This window comes from Ruegeria hyattellae, assembly GCF_041537925.1.
Classification (GTDB): Bacteria; Pseudomonadota; Alphaproteobacteria; order Rhodobacterales; family Rhodobacteraceae; genus Ruegeria_C.
Map to the genome: position 1 here is coordinate 181,381 of NZ_JBGOSH010000011.1, position 16,782 is coordinate 198,162.

Annotated in this window: 18 protein-coding genes; 8 read left to right on the forward strand and 10 right to left on the reverse strand. The window is 59.2% G+C overall.

Annotated elements, in window-relative coordinates:
• Positions 1 to 74: 74 nt before the first annotated feature.
• The 6 genes from AB1E33_RS22095 to AB1E33_RS22120 all read right to left on the reverse strand — a co-directional run bounded on the left by AB1E33_RS22095 (position 75) and on the right by AB1E33_RS22120 (position 6,228).
• On the reverse strand, positions 75 to 941 hold the full coding sequence (locus tag AB1E33_RS22095) for a glycosyltransferase family protein (RefSeq protein ID WP_372579406.1): 867 nt from the start codon (positions 939 to 941) through the stop codon (positions 75 to 77).
• Between the two features lie 65 nt (positions 942 to 1,006).
• Positions 1,007 to 1,762: an ABC transporter ATP-binding protein gene (locus tag AB1E33_RS22100; RefSeq protein WP_372579407.1), complete on the reverse strand. Its 756-nt coding sequence runs from the start codon at positions 1,760 to 1,762 to the stop codon at positions 1,007 to 1,009.
• A gap of 12 nt (positions 1,763 to 1,774) precedes the next feature.
• Positions 1,775 to 2,530 (reverse strand): ABC transporter ATP-binding protein, encoded by a 756-nt coding sequence (locus tag AB1E33_RS22105; protein ID WP_372579432.1) that lies wholly within the window; start codon positions 2,528 to 2,530, stop codon positions 1,775 to 1,777.
• 12 nt (positions 2,531 to 2,542) lie between these two features.
• Positions 2,543 to 3,742: a branched-chain amino acid ABC transporter permease gene (locus tag AB1E33_RS22110; RefSeq protein ID WP_372579408.1), complete on the reverse strand. Its 1,200-nt coding sequence runs from the start codon at positions 3,740 to 3,742 to the stop codon at positions 2,543 to 2,545.
• Between the two features lie 3 nt (positions 3,743 to 3,745).
• Complete coding sequence (locus AB1E33_RS22115; protein WP_372579409.1) at positions 3,746 to 4,777, reverse strand: branched-chain amino acid ABC transporter permease; 1,032 nt, start codon at positions 4,775 to 4,777, stop codon at positions 3,746 to 3,748.
• A gap of 104 nt (positions 4,778 to 4,881) precedes the next feature.
• The gene (locus tag AB1E33_RS22120) at positions 4,882 to 6,228 is read right to left on the reverse strand and encodes an ABC transporter substrate-binding protein (RefSeq protein WP_372579410.1); all 1,347 of its coding nucleotides are present in this window, start codon (positions 6,226 to 6,228) and stop codon (positions 4,882 to 4,884) included.
• 228 nt (positions 6,229 to 6,456) lie between these two features.
• Between AB1E33_RS22120 and AB1E33_RS22125 the strand changes: the two genes are divergently transcribed.
• The 5 genes from AB1E33_RS22125 (at position 6,457) to AB1E33_RS22145 (ending at position 12,371) form a co-directional block, all read left to right on the forward strand.
• Complete coding sequence (locus AB1E33_RS22125; protein ID WP_372579433.1) at positions 6,457 to 7,758, forward strand: short-chain fatty acyl-CoA regulator family protein; 1,302 nt, start codon at positions 6,457 to 6,459, stop codon at positions 7,756 to 7,758.
• Between the two features lie 86 nt (positions 7,759 to 7,844).
• Positions 7,845 to 8,225 (forward strand): response regulator transcription factor, encoded by a 381-nt coding sequence (locus AB1E33_RS22130; protein WP_372579411.1) that lies wholly within the window; start codon positions 7,845 to 7,847, stop codon positions 8,223 to 8,225.
• The gene (locus tag AB1E33_RS22135) at positions 8,222 to 8,527 is read left to right on the forward strand and encodes a hypothetical protein (protein WP_372579412.1); all 306 of its coding nucleotides are present in this window, start codon (positions 8,222 to 8,224) and stop codon (positions 8,525 to 8,527) included. The genes AB1E33_RS22130 and AB1E33_RS22135 overlap by 4 nt, the downstream gene beginning before the upstream one ends.
• A complete protein-coding gene (locus AB1E33_RS22140; RefSeq protein WP_372579413.1) occupies positions 8,527 to 11,202 on the forward strand; it encodes an ATP-binding protein in 2,676 nt (891 codons plus the stop codon). Before AB1E33_RS22135 ends, AB1E33_RS22140 begins: the two co-directional genes overlap by 1 nt.
• Before the next feature lie 74 nt (positions 11,203 to 11,276).
• Positions 11,277 to 12,371, forward strand: a complete 1,095-nt coding sequence (locus tag AB1E33_RS22145) for a FliM/FliN family flagellar motor C-terminal domain-containing protein (protein ID WP_372579414.1) — start codon at positions 11,277 to 11,279, stop codon at positions 12,369 to 12,371.
• A gap of 17 nt (positions 12,372 to 12,388) precedes the next feature.
• Here AB1E33_RS22145 and AB1E33_RS22150 read toward each other — a convergent pair whose 3' ends face one another.
• On the reverse strand, positions 12,389 to 12,829 hold the full coding sequence (locus tag AB1E33_RS22150) for a protein tyrosine phosphatase family protein (protein WP_372579415.1): 441 nt from the start codon (positions 12,827 to 12,829) through the stop codon (positions 12,389 to 12,391).
• A 331-nt stretch (positions 12,830 to 13,160) separates the two neighbouring features.
• On the opposite strand from AB1E33_RS22150, the gene AB1E33_RS22155 reads away from it, so the two are divergent.
• On the forward strand, positions 13,161 to 13,376 hold the full coding sequence (locus tag AB1E33_RS22155) for a hypothetical protein (protein ID WP_372579416.1): 216 nt from the start codon (positions 13,161 to 13,163) through the stop codon (positions 13,374 to 13,376).
• 23 nt (positions 13,377 to 13,399) lie between these two features.
• On the opposite strand, the gene AB1E33_RS22160 is transcribed toward AB1E33_RS22155, so the two are convergent.
• A complete protein-coding gene (locus tag AB1E33_RS22160; RefSeq protein ID WP_372579417.1) occupies positions 13,400 to 13,618 on the reverse strand; it encodes a hypothetical protein in 219 nt (72 codons plus the stop codon).
• A 333-nt stretch (positions 13,619 to 13,951) separates the two neighbouring features.
• Between AB1E33_RS22160 and AB1E33_RS22165 the strand changes: the two genes are divergently transcribed.
• A complete protein-coding gene (locus tag AB1E33_RS22165; RefSeq protein ID WP_372579418.1) occupies positions 13,952 to 14,212 on the forward strand; it encodes a DUF2312 domain-containing protein in 261 nt (86 codons plus the stop codon).
• A 143-nt stretch (positions 14,213 to 14,355) separates the two neighbouring features.
• Here AB1E33_RS22165 and AB1E33_RS22170 read toward each other — a convergent pair whose 3' ends face one another.
• Positions 14,356 to 14,547, reverse strand: a complete 192-nt coding sequence (locus tag AB1E33_RS22170; protein ID WP_372579419.1) for a hypothetical protein — start codon at positions 14,545 to 14,547, stop codon at positions 14,356 to 14,358.
• Between the two features lie 475 nt (positions 14,548 to 15,022).
• Entirely contained in the window at positions 15,023 to 15,295 is a 273-nt protein-coding gene (locus AB1E33_RS22175) for a ParB N-terminal domain-containing protein (RefSeq protein ID WP_372579420.1), read from the reverse strand.
• 1,275 nt (positions 15,296 to 16,570) lie between these two features.
• Between AB1E33_RS22175 and AB1E33_RS22180 the strand changes: the two genes are divergently transcribed.
• The coding region (locus AB1E33_RS22180; protein WP_372578161.1) for a transposase at positions 16,571 to 16,782 on the forward strand (212 nt) is incomplete at its 3' end.

Below are 16,782 nucleotides of genomic sequence, written 5' to 3' on the forward strand. Positions count from 1 at the left end.
GAGTTACAGGCATAGATGTCGACTGATGAGGCGTAGAAAGAGGCGACAGCCTGGCATCCAGAAATAGGACCGGATCAAGCTGACCGGAACCAGCCGGGCAAATCGGTGGCCAGATTGAGTGCCACATCGCGCACACGGATTACGCCGATACGGCGCTCCCGTTCGGGTTCGCCGCTGATCTGCGAGTAGGCCTGCGCTTCGGCTTCGTTCCAGTCGGTCACCGGCAAGTTGCGGACACGGTCGTGGAATCTGCGATTGCGGTTGTCAGGATCAAGCCAGGACTGGCCGGGCGTACCGCGTCCCGGCTCAGAAGCAACCTGCATCCTGTGTGTGTCGCTCTCGGCCAGTGCCTGCCCGTTGGCATATTTGAGGTGCACCAGATAGGCGCCGCGCGGGACTGAGAAGGGGTAGGCGTCAATAAAGCGTGGCCGGATCTCGACCCCGTGCCGGCGCAACCCGATCCGTCCGCGCGCCGCCCAAGCCTTGCTGTAATGGGCCGAAAACAGCGCCCGGCGCCGGTGTTGCAGTGCCAACATGCCGGGCGTGAGTGCGGAATCGTCGGGCAATTCGGCCAGATTCAACCCCAGCGAAAACTGGGCACGTCCGGGGTTTTGGGCGAAGAAATCGGCGAAACCCTGATAGCGGTCCGGATCGAGGCAGATCAACTCGTCCACATCGGTGCGGATGACCCAGTCGTAGATCTCGTCCAGCCCGACCTGAAACCCGTTCAGCAGGCGGCCCCGCGACAGGTCAAAATAGGTGAACTTGTAGCGCGGGACGGTGATGACGCTGGCGTTCGGGCACAGGTCCTGAATTTTGGGATCAGCCCCGTGTGCCACCACAAACAGGTTCTCGGGGCCCAGATGCCGGCTGTAATGCGCGTACCACTGGGACAGGGCCCAGTAATCGCGATACACCATCGTCAAAGCGCAGATATTCATGAGGACATTTACGATGGCTTTCGCAGCAGCGGCAACCGGCCGATCCGAAAAATCCGTGACCTGTGTCAGATCGCCAGATATTCGGCGCGCATCTCTTCGCTTTCCAGCACTTCCGCTGCGGTGCCGTCAAAGACGATACTGCCGGTGTCCAGAATGACCGCGCGGTCCGCCAATTCCAGCGCCCGCACCGCGTTCTGCTCGACGATAATCGTGGTCATGCCCTGTTCCTTGATATGCATGAGCGTTTTTTCGATCTCGTCAACGATCACCGGGGCCAAACCTTCGTAGGGTTCGTCCAGCAGCAGAACTTTGAGGTCCCGCGCCAGCGCACGGGCAATGGCCAGCATCTGCTGTTCGCCGCCTGATAGCGTCACGCCCTCCTGTTTGCGTCGCTCTCCCAAGCGCGGGAACAACTCATAGAGCCGCTCCAGAGACCAGCCGACTGGCGGCGCGATCTGGGCCAGCTGCAGATTTTCCTCTACCGTCAGGCCGGGGATGATCCGGCGATCCTCAGGCACAAGGCCCAACCCTGATGCGGCGGCCTCGTGACTGGCCATCTTGTGTAGCGGTTTGTGATCGAGCCAGATCTCGCCATGTTTGACCTCGGGGTCGCCCAGCCGCGCGATGGACCTGAGCGTCGAGGTTTTGCCTGCACCGTTGCGGCCCAACAACGCCAGAATCTCGCCCTCGTGCACGTTGAAGGACACACCTTGCACAATATAGCTTTCGCCGTAATAGGAGTGCATGTCCCAAACCGACAGGAAAGCAGGGGCGGTCCTGGCCTGATTGGCATGTTTGGAGAAATCGGGTTTGGTATTCATTGTGATTTCTCCTTACGCGCTTTCGCCCAGGTAGGCTTCGCGGACCTTGGGGTTGCCGCGAATGTTTTCGGGGCTGTCCTCGACCAGTGGTGTGCCCTGCGCCAGCACGGTGATCCGGTCGGCCAGGCTGAAAACCACATGCATGTCATGCTCGATGATGGCGATGGTGATGTCGCGTTCGTCGCGGATCTGTTTCAGTAGGTCGATCGTGTTGTTCGTATCAGCTCGCGCCATACCCGCCGTCGGCTCGTCCAGCAGCAGCAGGCGCGGTTGCTGGCTCAGGCACATGCCGATCTCGAGCCGCCGTTTGTCACCGCGAGACAGCGATGCGGAATGCATGTCGCGCTTGTCGGACATATTCATCTCTTCCAGCATCTCTTCTGCCGCTTCGACGATCTGTTTCTCGTTCTTCACGGTCTCATAGGCATGCATGCGAAAGGCGCCGTCGCGCTTGGCGAAGATCGGGATCATCATGTTTTCCATCACCGTGAGTTCGCCAAAAATCTCGGGTGTCTGAAACACCCTGCTGATGCCCATCTGGTTGATCTCGAAAGGGGCCCGCCCCAGCACCGACTGGCCATCGAACATCACGCTGCCAGTATCGGGGATCAGCTTGCCCACGAGACAGTTCAGCAGAGTGGACTTGCCCGCGCCGTTCGGTCCGATGATTGCATGCACCGAGTTTTCCTTGACGCTGAGGTTCACATCCCCCAATGCCTGCAACCCGCCGAAGCGTTTGTTGACGCCCTTAACCTCCAGAATGCTCATCATTGCGCCCCCTTATTCCGCCGGCTCGGTCTTGCCGCTGGTTTTCTTGTCCTTGCGCTTGCCGCGCACCCAGTTCAACAGCCTCTGGCCCCCTTCGACCAAACCACCAGGCAGGAAAATCACAACAAGCATGAACAGCAAGCCAAGCGTAAGGTGCCAGCCCTTGCCAATGAAGGGGTGCAGGATGAAGACCATGAAATCCTCCATCCCGTCGGGCAGGAAGGCGAACCAGCCATGCAGCACGTTGTCGTTGATCTTCGAGAAGATGTTCTCGAAATACTTGATGAAGCCCGCGCCCAGAACCGGCCCGATCAGGGTGCCGGTGCCACCCAAGATGGTCATCAACACTACCTCTCCGCTGGCGGTCCATTGCATACGTTCGGCACCGGCCAGCGGATCCATCGCGGCCATCAAGCCGCCCGCCAGCCCGGCATACATGCCAGAGATCACGAACGCCGCCAGCGTGTAGGGCCGCGAGTTCAGCCCGGTATAGTTCATCCGCTGCTGGTTCGATTTCACCGCCCGCAGCATCATGCCAAAGGGCGAGCGGAAGATGCGGATCGACAGATAGAAGACGATCATCAGGATCACCGCGCACAGGTAGTAGCCCGCGTTGAAATCGAAGCTCCATCCGCCGACATCCAGCCTGTAGGTGGACCGCATCGACAAGCCAAAGAGATGTGGCAGGTCCGGCAACCCGTCGCGGTGGAGCCATTGCGGATCATCAGCATAGACCTGCAGACCGGTCTCGCCATTGGTCAGGTTGAAGCGCGGGTTCGACAGCACTGAATAGGCCAGTGCAAAGCTCATCTGTGCAAATGCCAGCGTCAGGATCGAGAAATAGATGCCCGAGCGGCGCAGGCTGACAAAGCCGATTAGCAGCGAGAACAGACCCGCGACAACCACGCTCAGCGCGATGGCTGGGATGACGTTGTAGCTGACTAACTTGAACATCCATACGGCGGCGTATGATCCGACACCCAGGAAAGCGGCGTGGCCGAAACTGAGGTACCCGGTCAGTCCGAACAGGATGTTGAAGCCGATGGCGAAGATCCCGAATATCACGAACCGCTGCATCAGGTCCGGGTAGCCCGCGTTGAACTGCGCCATGGCGCTGCCTTCGGGAAATGGGTTCAGGATGAATGGGGCGAGCAGCGTCAGTACAGCCACGATCAGCAGCAGAGACGTGTCTTTCTTGTTCAGTCCCAGCATGGCTCAGTCCTCCATCACGCCTTTGCGGCCCATCAGCCCGCGGGGGCGGGTGAGCAGCACGATGATTGCAACCAGATAGATGATTATCTGGTTGATGCCCGGAATCGTGGTGGTGGCCCAGGTGGTTGAGGCGAAGCTTTCCAGAATACCCAACAGGAACCCCGCCAGAACCGCGCCGGGCAGCGAGCCCATGCCGCCGACCACAACAACCACGAAGCTGAGGACAAGGAAATCCATGCCCATATGGTAATTCGGCGGGTTGAGCGGGCCGTACATCACGCCTGCCAGTCCGGCGACTGCGGCGGCTATACCGAACATGATGGTAAAGCGCCGGTCGATATTGATGCCGAGCAGACCGACGGTTTCACGGTCCGCCATGCCAGCGCGTACGACCATGCCAAAGGTGGTGAATTGCAGGAAGGCAAAAATCGCTCCGATGATCAGCGTGGAAAACGCGAAATATATCAGCCGCCAGATAGGATAGATGATTGCGTTGGGGTCAAATCCAACCAACACGCCCAGATCGATCGATCCGCTTAGCGCCTCTGGTGGTGGCGTCTGGATCGGGTTGGCGCCAAAAAAGTATTTCACTATCTCCTGCAAGACGATGGCAAGTCCGAAGGTGACCAGAATCTGATCCGCATGGGGTCGCTTGTAGAAATGCTTGATCAGTCCGCGCTCCATCACGTAGCCGACCAGCAACATGATCGGGATCGCAACAAGGATCGCCAGTGGCACTGACCAGTCTATGATCGCGGCCCCGGTTTCCGGCCCAAACCAGGCCTCGACATAGGGCGTCTTGACCTTGAGCGGATTGCCCAGAAAGTCCTTCTGGGTTTCGTCTACGGTCTCGAAGCTCAGGTTCAGCACCCGTTGCAGCGTTACCGCGCAGAAGGCGCCAATCATGAACAGCGCGCCATGGGCGAAATTGACAACACCCAGCGTGCCGAAGATCAGTGTCAGTCCCAGCGCGATCAGCGCATAGGCCGAGCCTTTGTCGAGCCCGTTCAGGATTTGCAGAAGAATGGCGTCCATCTGTCCCCACCTCTGGATTGGCCGGTGCGGCTTTGGCTTTTGTGCCTGCCGCTCTTATTGACCGGCCGCGATCACTCGCGACCGGTCCCGGTTTGCGTGAGTGGTTAGGAACCGGGGTTACACTCGCCCAGGCTGCCGCCCGCGAACATCGGATGCTCGGGATCGTACTCGACCTGTGCCCGCGGCGTGATCTCGACGATTTCCAGCGTGTCATAGGCATTGGTCGGGTTTTCGTTGCCCCGCACTACCAGAACATCTTTGAAGCACTGATGATCTGCGCCGCGATACCAGGTCGGGCCATTGCCAAGCCCGTCGAACTCGAAATCTTCCAGTGCTTCGACAACACCGCAGGGGTTGAAGGTGCCCGCGCGTTCGACCGCATCCGCATAGAGAAGAACCTGCGCATAACAGGTCTGGGCTGAGTTGGACGGCGGCTTGTCGTACTTTTCGCCGAAGGATTTCACGAAGGCCTTGGTGCCTTCATCCTGCAACTGCCAGTTCCAGTTCATCGACCCCAGCACGCCCTTGATGTTCTCGCCCGCACCAGCGGCCATCAATTCGGAATAGAGCGGAACAACGATCTTGAAGTCCTTGCCGTTGGCCACCTTGTCGAGCAGGCCGAACTGGATCGCGTTGGTCAGCGAGTTGACCATGTTGCCGCCGTAGTGGTTCAGAACCAGCACATCCGCGCCCGAGTTCAGGACCGGCGCGATATACGATGAGAAATCGGTCGATGCGAGCGGTGTCTTCACCGTGTTGACCGTTTCCCATCCCAAGGCCTCGGTCGAGGCGACAATCGACTCTTCCTGGGTCCAGCCCCAGTTGTAGTCCGCCGTCAGGTGATAGGCGCGGCGTTCCTTGCCCATCTCGGCGGCCAGCACCGGCGCCAGAGCGGCGCCCGACATGTAGGCGTTGAAGAAGTGGCGGAAACCGTTGGCCTTCTTGTCCTTGCCTGTCGTGTCGTTGGCATGGGTCAGACCAGCCATAAAGATCACGCCCGCCTCCTGACACAGGCCCTGAACCGCGACGGCCACGCCCGACGAAGACCCGCCATTGATCATTACCGCGCCGTCTTTTTCGATCATCGACTTGGCAGATGCGCGGGCCGCGTCCGATTTGGTCTGGGTATCGCCCGTAACGAATTCGACCTTCTTGCCAAGGATGCCATTCCCTTTCAGCGCCTTGGAACTGAAGGTGTTCAGGCAGCCGCCATCACCTTCACCATTGAGGTGTTCGACGGCCAGTTGCTGCGCCAGCAATTCGTCATTGCCCTCTTCGGCATAAGGCCCGGTCTGAGGCACATTGAAGCCGAGGATAACATTGCTGCCGGTTGGCTCATTGGTAAACGCGCTTGCGGATTGTGCGGTGAAGACCGTCGGCAGCGCCAGACCAGCCCCCGCCACGGCACCCGTTTTCAGCACCCTGCGACGGGTGACATCATTCTTGGACATTCGTTCCTCCCATTACATTTTGCGCTTTGCGGTTCCTCCTCCGCTGGGCGCAGGCACTTATCTGTGCAAAACAAGTATGGAAGGTGTTAAGAAAATTGCGCAACAAACCCTTTGAAATGAATATTTATTCTGTAAATTATTCGACAGATGCTGGAGAATCTTGTAAATTCTCTTATGTCGCGGCGCAGAATGCCGTTGATATGAGGCACAAAAGCCGAGGGCCGGACCATCGCAAGGGACACGTTGACAGGCAGCCGCATCCGCGAGCGTCGGATGATCAGCGGGTTCCGGCAAGCCGACCTTGCCCGCAAAGTGGGTATTTCCGCCTCCTACCTCAACCTGATTGAACATAACCGGCGTAGAATCGGCGGCAAGCTGCTGGTCGATATCGCGACCGAGTTGCAGGTCGAACCCTCAATGCTGACCGAAGGGGCCGAGGCGGCGCTGATCGCCGCGCTGGGCGAGGCGGCGGCCGAGGCGGGACCGGCAGGTGCGGAAACCGACCGGGTTGATGAATTTGCCGGTCGCTTTCCCGGCTGGGCCGAGATCGTCGCGCGGCAGCACCGGCGGATCACCACGCTGGAACGCACCGTCGTGACCCTGTCGGACCGGCTGACGCATGATCCGCTGCTGGCCGCCTCGCTGCATGAATTGCTGTCCACCGCCGCCGCGATCCGCTCGACCGCCTCGATTCTCGCCGAGCCCGGCGATCTGGAGCCGGAATGGCGCGACCGCTTCCACCGCAACCTCAATCAGGATGCCGAGCGTCTGGCCGAAAGCTCCAAGGCACTGGTGGGGTATCTGGATGAAACCGACAGCAGCAGCGCCGACCGGCGCGGCATGCCGCTGGAACAGGTCGAGGCATTTGTCGCAGCGCGCGGCCATCACTTCCCCGAAATCGAAACCACGGGAGACGTGCCGAGTGAAGTGCTACAGGAGCTAGAAAGTGGCGCGGCGCGGGCGGTGGGGGCGGACATCCTGGCGCTTTATGCCGCCGATGTGCGTGCGATGCCGCTGCGTGACGTTCTGAAGGCGCTGGAGGCTTTGGGCCTTGATCCGCTTGGACTTGCGCGGCGCTTTGAGGTGGACCTTCCGGCCGTGTTCCGGCGCTTGGCAACCTTGCCCGAGGGCGCGCTGGCCCATGAGGTGGGTCTGGTACAATGTGATGCCTCGGGCAGTGTTGTGTTTCGTAAGGCGATTCCCGGTTTCGCGTTGCCGCGCCACGGGGAATCCTGCCCGCTCTGGCCGCTTTTTACCGCGCTCAACCGGCCGTTGGTGCCGATCCGCCGCCGCGTGTCGCAGTTGGGGCGTAGTGCCGCCGAGTTCGATTGTCTGGCCGTGGCCTGGCCGCAGGAGGTTCCCGGATTCGACGTGGACCCGGTCTATCATTCGATCATGTTGATCCTGCCAGTTCCCAGCGATGAACAGGATCGGGCCGACGCGCTACCCGTGGGCAGTTCTTGCCGGGTCTGCCCGCGACGGTCCTGCGTGGCCCGGCGCGAACCGTCGATCCTGTCGGAAGAGTTTTGACAGTTCCGTGACAGCGGGTCTAATCTGAGCCACGCAGACCAGACGGGCGCAAGCCCGATTGCCTTTTTTGGGGAGGAAGGGCCGGAATGAACCGACGTGTTCTTCTAATTGAAGATGAACCGAACATCACCGAAGCGATCCGCTTCCTGCTCAGCCGCGAAGGCTGGCAGGTCGATACCCATGCTGATGGCTCCGACGCGGTGCAGGTGATCACCGCCGCAGCACCCAATCTGCTGATCCTTGATGTCATGTTGCCGGGCAAGAGCGGCATGGACATTCTCAAGGAGGTGCGCGCGCTAGACGGGATGCAGGACCTGCCGGTCCTGATGCTGACCGCGCGCGGGCAGGCCCGCGACCGGGACATGGCCGAAAAGGCCGGTGTCAGCCGTTTCATGACCAAGCCGTTTTCAAATGCCGAGGTGTTGACGGCGGTGCGTGATCTGCATGCGCAGGCCAGCCGCACATGAGCGTCGAACCAGAGGGCGCGCCCGGCCCGGTGCAGTCGCCACCGGTGTTTCTGGAAAAACAAAGCTATCGCCGCCGCCGCCTGAGCGATGCCGCGCGTCTGTTGCCAATCTTTGGGGCGCTGCTCTTTGCCATTCCGCTGCTTTGGCCTGACGGATCGGGCGATGGCGATCCGGTGCCGATGTCGGCGGCGATCACCTATATCTTCGGCATCTGGGTCCTACTGATCATAGTCGGCGGGCTATTTGGTCTGGCCGCGCGAAGATGGAGCGCGCCGGAGCCCGGCAGGTCGGAGCACGGCTGATGGCGTCGCTGAATGTGCTCATTCTGGTTTGTCTGGGCTATGTGGTTTTCCTGTTCGGCGTGGCCTTTGCCTCGGATCGGTTGGCGGCGACCGGGCGAATCCGTTGGCTGCGCTCGCCGCTGATCTATACGCTTTCGCTCTCGATCTACTGCACCGCCTGGACATTTTATGGCGCTGTTGGCTATGCCGCACGCAGCGGGCTGGAGTTCGTGACCATCTATCTGGGTCCGACGCTGGTGATGATCGGCTGGTGGTGGGGGTTGCGCAAGCTGGTGCGCGTCGGGCGCAGCCAGCGGGTGACCTCGATCGCCGACCTGATCTCCTCGCGCTTTGGCAAGTCGAACGTGCTGGCGATTTGTGTGACGGTTTTGGCGGTGATCGCGGTGACGCCTTATATCGCGCTGCAACTGCAATCGATCACGCTGTCCTTTTCGATCTTTGCCGAGGGCGACCCCGAAGGGTTTTATCGCGAAGGGTCGAGCGCGTTCTGGGTGGCGGCGGGGCTTGCGGTCTTTGCGATCCTGTTCGGCACTCGGAACCTTGACGCCAATGAACGCCACCACGGCGTTGTCACTGCCATCGCCATCGAGGCGGTGGTCAAGCTGCTGGCGCTGCTGGCGGTAGGTGTCTTTGTGGTCTGGGGCATTGGCGGCGGGATCGAGCCGATGCTGCAGCGCATCGACCAATCCGAGATCGGTACATGGACCATCGACAAAAGCCGCTGGGCCACGATCACCTTCCTGGCGGCGGCGGCCTTTGTCTGCTTGCCGCGCATGTTTCAGGTCATGGTGGTCGAAAACGATGATGAACGGCATCTGCGCACTGCGGCCTGGGCCTTTCCGCTCTATCTGTTGCTGATGAGCCTTTTTGTGGTGCCCATCGCGGTGGTGGGGCTGGATCTGATGCCAGAAGGCGCAAATCCCGACCTGTTCGTTTTGACCATTCCGTTGGCGCAGGGTGAAGGCGGTCTGGCCATGCTGGCGTTTCTGGGGGGGTTCTCTTCGGCTACGTCGATGGTGATCGTGGCGGCGATGGCGTTGTCGACCATGGTGTCGAACCATATCGTGATGCCGATCTGGCTCTATTCGCAAGGTGGAGGCGCGTCTGTCTCGGGGGATGTGCGCAATATTGTTCTGTTCTCGCGCCGGGTGTCCATCGCGGTGATCATGGCGCTGGGGTATTTCTATTTCCGGTTTACCGGCGGCGGCGCACTGGCCTCGATCGGTCTGATCGCCTTTGCCGGGATCGCACAGATCCTGCCGGCGCTGGTCGGTGGCCTGTTCTGGCGTGGCGCGACGCGCGCCGGCGCACTGGTGGGCCTCAGCATCGGGTTCCTGCTGTGGCTCTATACGTTGCTGTTGCCCGGCATCGGCAGCGGGCTGCTGTCCGAAAGCGTGATGACCAACGGTCTCTTTGGCTGGCACTGGCTGCGACCCGATGCGCTCTTTGGCATCGCCGGCCTGGACACGACCGTGCATTCGGTGATGTGGTCGCTGTCGCTTAACACGGTGGCCTTCTGTTTCGTGTCGCTGCTGAGCTTTCCCAGTCCACTCGAACGGTTGCAGGGCGCGCAGTTCGTTAATGTCTTCGACCATTCCGCAAGCGCGCGGGGTTGGACCGGATTGGTTGCGCAGAGCGAAGACCTGATGATCATGTCCCAGCGTATTCTGGGCGCCCGCGAGGCGCAGGAGTTCTTTCATGCCGAGGCCCTGCAGCAGGGCGGGCGCGGCGTTCTGCCCGACCCGACGCCGGCCTTTCTGGAACGGCTTGAGCGCGAGCTTGGCGGCTCGGTCGGCGCGGCGGCGGCCCATGCGATGATCGGGCAGATTGTCGGTGGGTCGTCCGTATCCGTGCAGGATCTGCTGGCGGTGGCTGACGAATCGGCGCAGCTGATGGAGTATTCCAGCCAGCTTGAGGCCAAATCATCGGAACTCAGCCGCACCGCGCGCAAGCTGCGGGAAGCCAATGAGAAACTGACCCAGATATCGCTGCAGAAGGACTCCTTCCTCAGCCAGGTCAGCCATGAATTGCGCACGCCCATGACCTCGATCCGCGCCTTTTCCGAGATCTTGCGGGATACCGACGGGCTGCTGCCCGAGGACAAGACCCGCTATGCCACGATCATCCATGACGAGGCGCTGCGTCTGACGCGGCTTCTCGACGATCTGCTGGACCTGAGCGTGCTGGAAAGTGGCCAAGTCAGTCTGAACCTGCGTGACGGTCGGCTGGATGTGGTGCTGGACCGGGCACTCGATTCGGCGCTGGCCGGATCCATGCGCAAGCTCGTGGTGAAGCGCCAGAAATCAATGGAACGTATCGCGCTGCGGTCGGATCTGGACCGGCTGGGGCAGGTCTTCATCAACCTGATCGCAAACGCGCAGAAATACTGCGATGCGCGCGATCCGGTGCTGAAGATCTCGGTTCATGACGTAGGTGGTCAGGTGGTGGTGGACTTCATCGACAATGGCAGCGGCATCCCGGCAGAGGCCCAATCGATGGTGTTCGAGAAGTTTGCCCGTGTGAGTTCCGAGAAAGCAGGCGGTGCCGGGTTGGGTCTGGCGATCTGCCGCGAAATCATGCAGCGGCTGGGCGGCAACGTGACCTATCTGGCCGGGCAGGGCGGCGCGGGTTTCCGTGTCAGCCTTGCGACCAATCAGGAAATGGCCGCTGAATAGGACACGCGTAAGGGTTTGGTAACGCGTACTGCCTAAACCGGTGTCATGGCACAGTCGGACAGGCGGACGATTCCGTGAGCTCAGATCCCCGCAATGTGAATACCGTAGTCGCGCGCAAGATCGCGCAGGCGGCAAAGGGTGCGGCGCAATCCGCCCGCCCGCTGCTGCGCGCGCTGCGCCGGGGGTTGGCGCAGGCATCGGCGGGTGTTTCGGGGCCCGCGATGGCGGTGATCGGCGCGACTGAGAACAGCCTTCCCCGCGACCTGTTGCCCGCACATCTGGAGGAACACCGCCTGATGCTCGTGCTGGGCGAACCCGGCGGGTTGACCGCGGCGATCTGTGTCGACCGCCAGGCGACTGCAGCAATGATCCGCTTTCAGACCATGGGCGAGGTCGGCTCGCTACCACCCGATGACCGGCCCTTCACCGACATCGATGCCGCCCTTCTGGCGCCCTTGGCCGAACGTCTGCTAGCAGAAGCGGGTGCGCTGCTGGGTGAGGTCGAGGATTGGTTGTGCCTAGGCAACTACAGGTTTGAAAGCCGACAGAAAAAACTCTCGGACCTGATCCTGGTCATGGAGCAGGAGCAGTATCGGCTCTGCGATCTGGTGGTCGATATCGGGCACGGGGCCTGTCAGGGACAGATCACCGTGGTGCTGTCGGATCGCCCCTTCGAACAGGAGGTCGTGCCGGAAGTTGCAGCGTCTCAATCCGTCGGGCTGGAGCATAATTTCGGGCTCATGCGGACCGAATTGCAGGTGGTGCTGACCCGTTTGCAGGTGCCGCTCTCTACGCTGTCCGGGTTGCAACCTGGAGACGCGTTGCCGCTGGACCCCTGCCAACTGGGCGAGGCCGAGTTGCTGACCATCGACGGTCGGGCGGTTGCGAGGGCGCGGTTGGGTCAGTGTCGGGGGATGCGCGCTCTGCGGCTGAACGAAGCTCCGCCCGACCTGTATTCCGAATCGGACGATGTTGAGAGTTTCGACGATCTGTCCGGGCCTGCGCAGAATGCACCCGCTCCGGCGGTAATTGCACCTCCCTCTGCAGAGCACGCCACAAGCAGAGCCAACGGCCCTACTGTGCAAGAGGGGTCACATCCAGGCAGGGAAATCGCACCAATGATCCAAACACCGTCGGGTGCGGGAAACGGGGTCGCGCCTCGCTCCTGAAAGCCGCTGAGCAGAGTTTAGCTGGCTTCGGAGGCCGCTTCGCAAAGCGCCTCGAGTGTCGGGCGCAACCCGTCCAGTTGGTATCCGGCGCTTTGGGTCTGCGCCAGGATATCGTCTGGCGTCCGCGACGGGCATTGTCCCAATGCCCATACCACAGAACAGCGCGTGCCCGAGGCACAATAGGCCAGAACCGGTCCGGTGCTGGCCTCGGCCAGCGCCATCTGTTGCGCGATGTTTTTCGGTGTCATGGTCTGATGGGTCAGTTCCAGCACTTCGAATTCCAAGCCCGCCGCGCGCACGGCCTCGGCGATGACGTCGGCCTGATGGCTGGGGGGAACCTCGGCATTGGGGCGGTTACAGATGACGCGGGTAAAGCCCGCCTCGGCGATGGCTGGCACATCCTCGGCCGAAATCTGTGGCGAAACGGCATAGCGCGGTGTGATCGGTCGAATATCCATGGCCTGTTCCTATGCCGCGACGACCCGCCTGTCCAGATGTCGAGCCTTGCAGGCCAGCTCCGAAAGTCAACCTTTGCCAGGTCTGCGCCCGTCTTGGTTTGCTCCGCGTTCATGTTCTTGACTGTCAGGAAAATCCGGGCACTCAGAAAGTTTGATCACAATCAAGGCGCGTCCCGACCAAAGATGCGACAATACAGGGCACAACGGCGAAATGTTGCCGGTTTCTTCGGCCATAAAGGGGATATTGCATAAATTCCGGCCGATCACCCGTCAGTTTTTCTTCCCGTTGTTACAATTCTGAGTAGAATGTTGATCACAGGGAGGACCGAAAATGACTGCTCAAGACTTGATACTGGAAGCGGAACGTCTCGAAAAGCAAATCGCCGGAGCATCCTTTGACCGGCGCCTGCGCCTGCAACCCGCATTGCATGCTGTGATCCGCCGCTTGGGCGAAGAGGGTGCCAGTGTGCCCAAACGCCTGCGCCGCCTTGATGCGCATCTGTGCGATGAACTCATCGAAGCCCGCTTTGACAATATGCCAATCTGATCCGATCGGCATTAGCCCGGCGCTCAACCCAGCGAAATGCCGACGATGACCGCCATCAAACCCAGCACAGACAGAAAAAGCGCGCCGAGGTTCCAGGGCAACACCGCCTGAACCGCGGCGCGCAAGTCTTCGTCGCTCAGCCCCGACCGGCGTGCCTTGTGAACGCGCAGAATGCACCAGACGAGGCCAGCCAATCCGGCCAGCGAAAGGGCCGTGCCTGCCCAAACGATAAAATCGAACATGATCGCCCCGTGCGAGTCGCTTCTGGCCGCAGGAGTTAGCGGATCGAGGCATTGGGTGCAACCGACCGGGTGGTCTCTAAAGGGTGCTTGCGGCAGATGCAGCGGCGCGCTATCCCGCGCTTCACACTCAGTAGCAGCCCGACGGAGAGATGCTGATAGCCGAAGCAAAGGCGTGCGGCATTTTTTTGCCCTCGCGAATCTGTAACATAAGTGCAATGTCAAACAGTTACGTGAACTTCATGTAGCCAAGCTACCTGCTTGTGTCATTCAAATGTCCAGAACGACGGCTTGAAGCGAAACTCGCAAGATACGATGAAATGAGAGGTCGAGAACTTGGAACAGGAAACTCAATCAGATTCCTATAAGGTAACAGCCGGCGAACTACGCCAATTTGTAGAGCGCATCGAACGGCTTGAGTCCGAAAAGAAGGACATTGCGGATCAGATCAAAGAAGTTAAGGCGGAAGCACGAGGCAGAGGCTACGATGTGCGTGTGCTTGCCAAATTGATAGCCCTGCGCAAACGCGACAATGATGATGTCGCGGAAGAAGAAGCAGTGTTGGAAATGTACAAGGAAGCACTGGGTATGAACTGACTGGCACCGATGGCCTGCAAACATCCCCGATTAGGTAGCATATACGTTACCGTGTCTCCGGGGCAGGCTTGATGCCGAGTAGGCTGCGAAGAACGCAACTTCATCAAGCTTGAAGGCCGTCTAACTTACTTGCATCCAGTTTTTCACTCCCTCAGACCAAGTAGGTCATGCCGCTTTTCATCAAGCACAGATTGGAATAGCGCAGTTAGCTCTGACTTCTCTAACAGTGGCAACCTATTGTCCTTGGCCGAATTGGCTTCGTCTGTATCGTCTGAAACTGAGGCTTGGGCCGGTTCCGCCATCTTGAAGCGATTGAGAAACGATTTGATTTGCATCTTCAGATTCCTTCAACACTTGGGCATTCAAAGGTGTCGCTGTGGATCTGGTCCGAACCCTGAAAGAGGGCTCAAGGACCTGTAATCCGTGAGTGGCGATCCACAGCGACAGCTCGCATTTAGGAAAGGACTTTGTTCACGTAAGGGGGAAGAAACCGGTCTCTTGCGTCATTTCTTGACCAGCTAGTCAAAATATTGATACAGAGCTTACGGTTACGTCAACATACCGAACCAATAGGCCAGTCAATAAGACGTAACGTCAGCAATGATAGCGGTACTTCGCAGGCCGTATGCGGTGTTTGCAAACTTCACCAAGCCAAAGTTGGCTGGTTCCCGACAACGACCTGATCGTCATAGAGAGCCGATTGGTTGCCCTGATTACCGCTTGGAACAAGCCGGAGAAGGAGACTCGGGAAGAGTTCTTAGATCGCGTCAAAGCGCTGGTCATTGATCGCCGGTACGGGTGCTGAAAATCTCAGTGCAACCTCGCGCGGACAAGGATGCCGTCAATCGTTTCTTCACCCAGCGCTCGAAGCGCCTCAAGTCGATGCAGCCCTTCAATCAACACAAACCTCTCACCATCGGCACGCAACTGAATCGGTGTGATTTGCCCGTTTTCCATGATGTCATATGCAATCGCTTCGACTTTCTCAGGATCCAGTGTTTTTGCTCGCTGGCCTGGAACGTAAATCTTCGCAATCGAGAATGAGCTTCTTTCTAGCATTGACGAATGCCCTTCCTGTTGCACGTCTGATGTTGCTCCTCCCTGTCTATCATCAGTTGCTTTGGAACATGAGCGTTTGATTGGCTTGGGAGGATCAGGCTCGCCGTTGTCTCAATCTATGCCGCGTTTTGTTGATGCAGCAAGCGGCGTTTCTGGATTGTCTGGTTTTTTTGATCTCCTTTCTGCGTCTGAGGAGTGCTTCAGCTTGACCGAAGTAGAGGTCGGCGGATGTCAGGTTGCCGATGCCCGAATCGCCTTCATAAAGGCTGCAGAGGCAGCATCAGAGCCACACTCTCTCTTAGTTCAGGGCGCCATCTGTCCCAAAACACCTGACGACGGACACCGATGGGACCGTAACGCAATGTCTCTTGAAGGCGGGTGACATCGTTAACCTAATTCTACGCCCCGCTGTAATTTTGGTTCCCGATGTCACAGGACAAGGGCGTTTCATTGCAGCATTCGGTCAGATTTCAGCAAGCGTACTGAAGCCCGGTATTTTGGTGAAATTATCTGTGCATCTAAGCCCTTGACCAAAGTCCCAATGGTCGTAGACGACGTGCAAGGCACAATCGCTGCGGGGCAATTCCGACCGGGGGATGGCTTTGTCGCACAAACGGGGTGAGTGATTCACTGTGTGAATCCAGCGTGATAGCTGGATGGCATGAGCAGCTGGTCCCCTACGACGTACGAGACCAAGAACTGGCCTTCATACAACTGTCTAGCCCCTTTACTCTGGGCCACTGATTTGGGTTTTCTCTAATAAGGTTTCTGGAACTGGTGGACCCATGCCGAGTGCCTGATGCGGGCGGGTGTGGTTGGCAAGCTCTTCGATGAAACCACAGATCGATAGACACCCAGTCATAGCAGGAAGAACGGAAAACGCCTTCGGTACTACATCTCCCACCGGCTGGTAAAGGATCACAGCCGAAAGCTTCCGGATGCCTGGCGGTTGCCTGCGTAACATTTGGAGACGCTGATCGCAGATCTAGTTTGTCAAAACCTGAACCGACCGGACTTGCCCGCTAAACTCATACTTGATGCGTCGGTAGCTGAGATCTCTGCCGCAAACGCGAAACTGCTGTCCGCCAAGAGTACGATACATTGCCTCTTGCTGGTCACGCGTGTTGATCTCAAGCCCGGTAAGCTCACTGTTCTACTCAGCCAGAGTGAATTCTCCGAGCAGCATGAGTTTGACGAAGATCGGCTCGACTCATCCGCCCTTTGCATCGAAGCTCGGCTTTGTTGCGCCAATTGGGTGATGGGATTCATGTTATGAATCCAGCGTGGTAGCTGGAAGACATGAGCAGTTGGACACCCAGGAAGGACAAGACCACGAACTGGTCGTCTTACAACGCAGCCCTAAAGCGACGAGGTTCGCTGTCGATCTGGTTTGACGCTTCAATGGCGTGGGATGCGACGCCATCTGGTCGACGGGGCCGTCAACAGGCGTATAGTGATGCGGCGATACAAGCCTGTCTGACGATCAAAGTGCTGTTTGGTTTGCCCTTAAG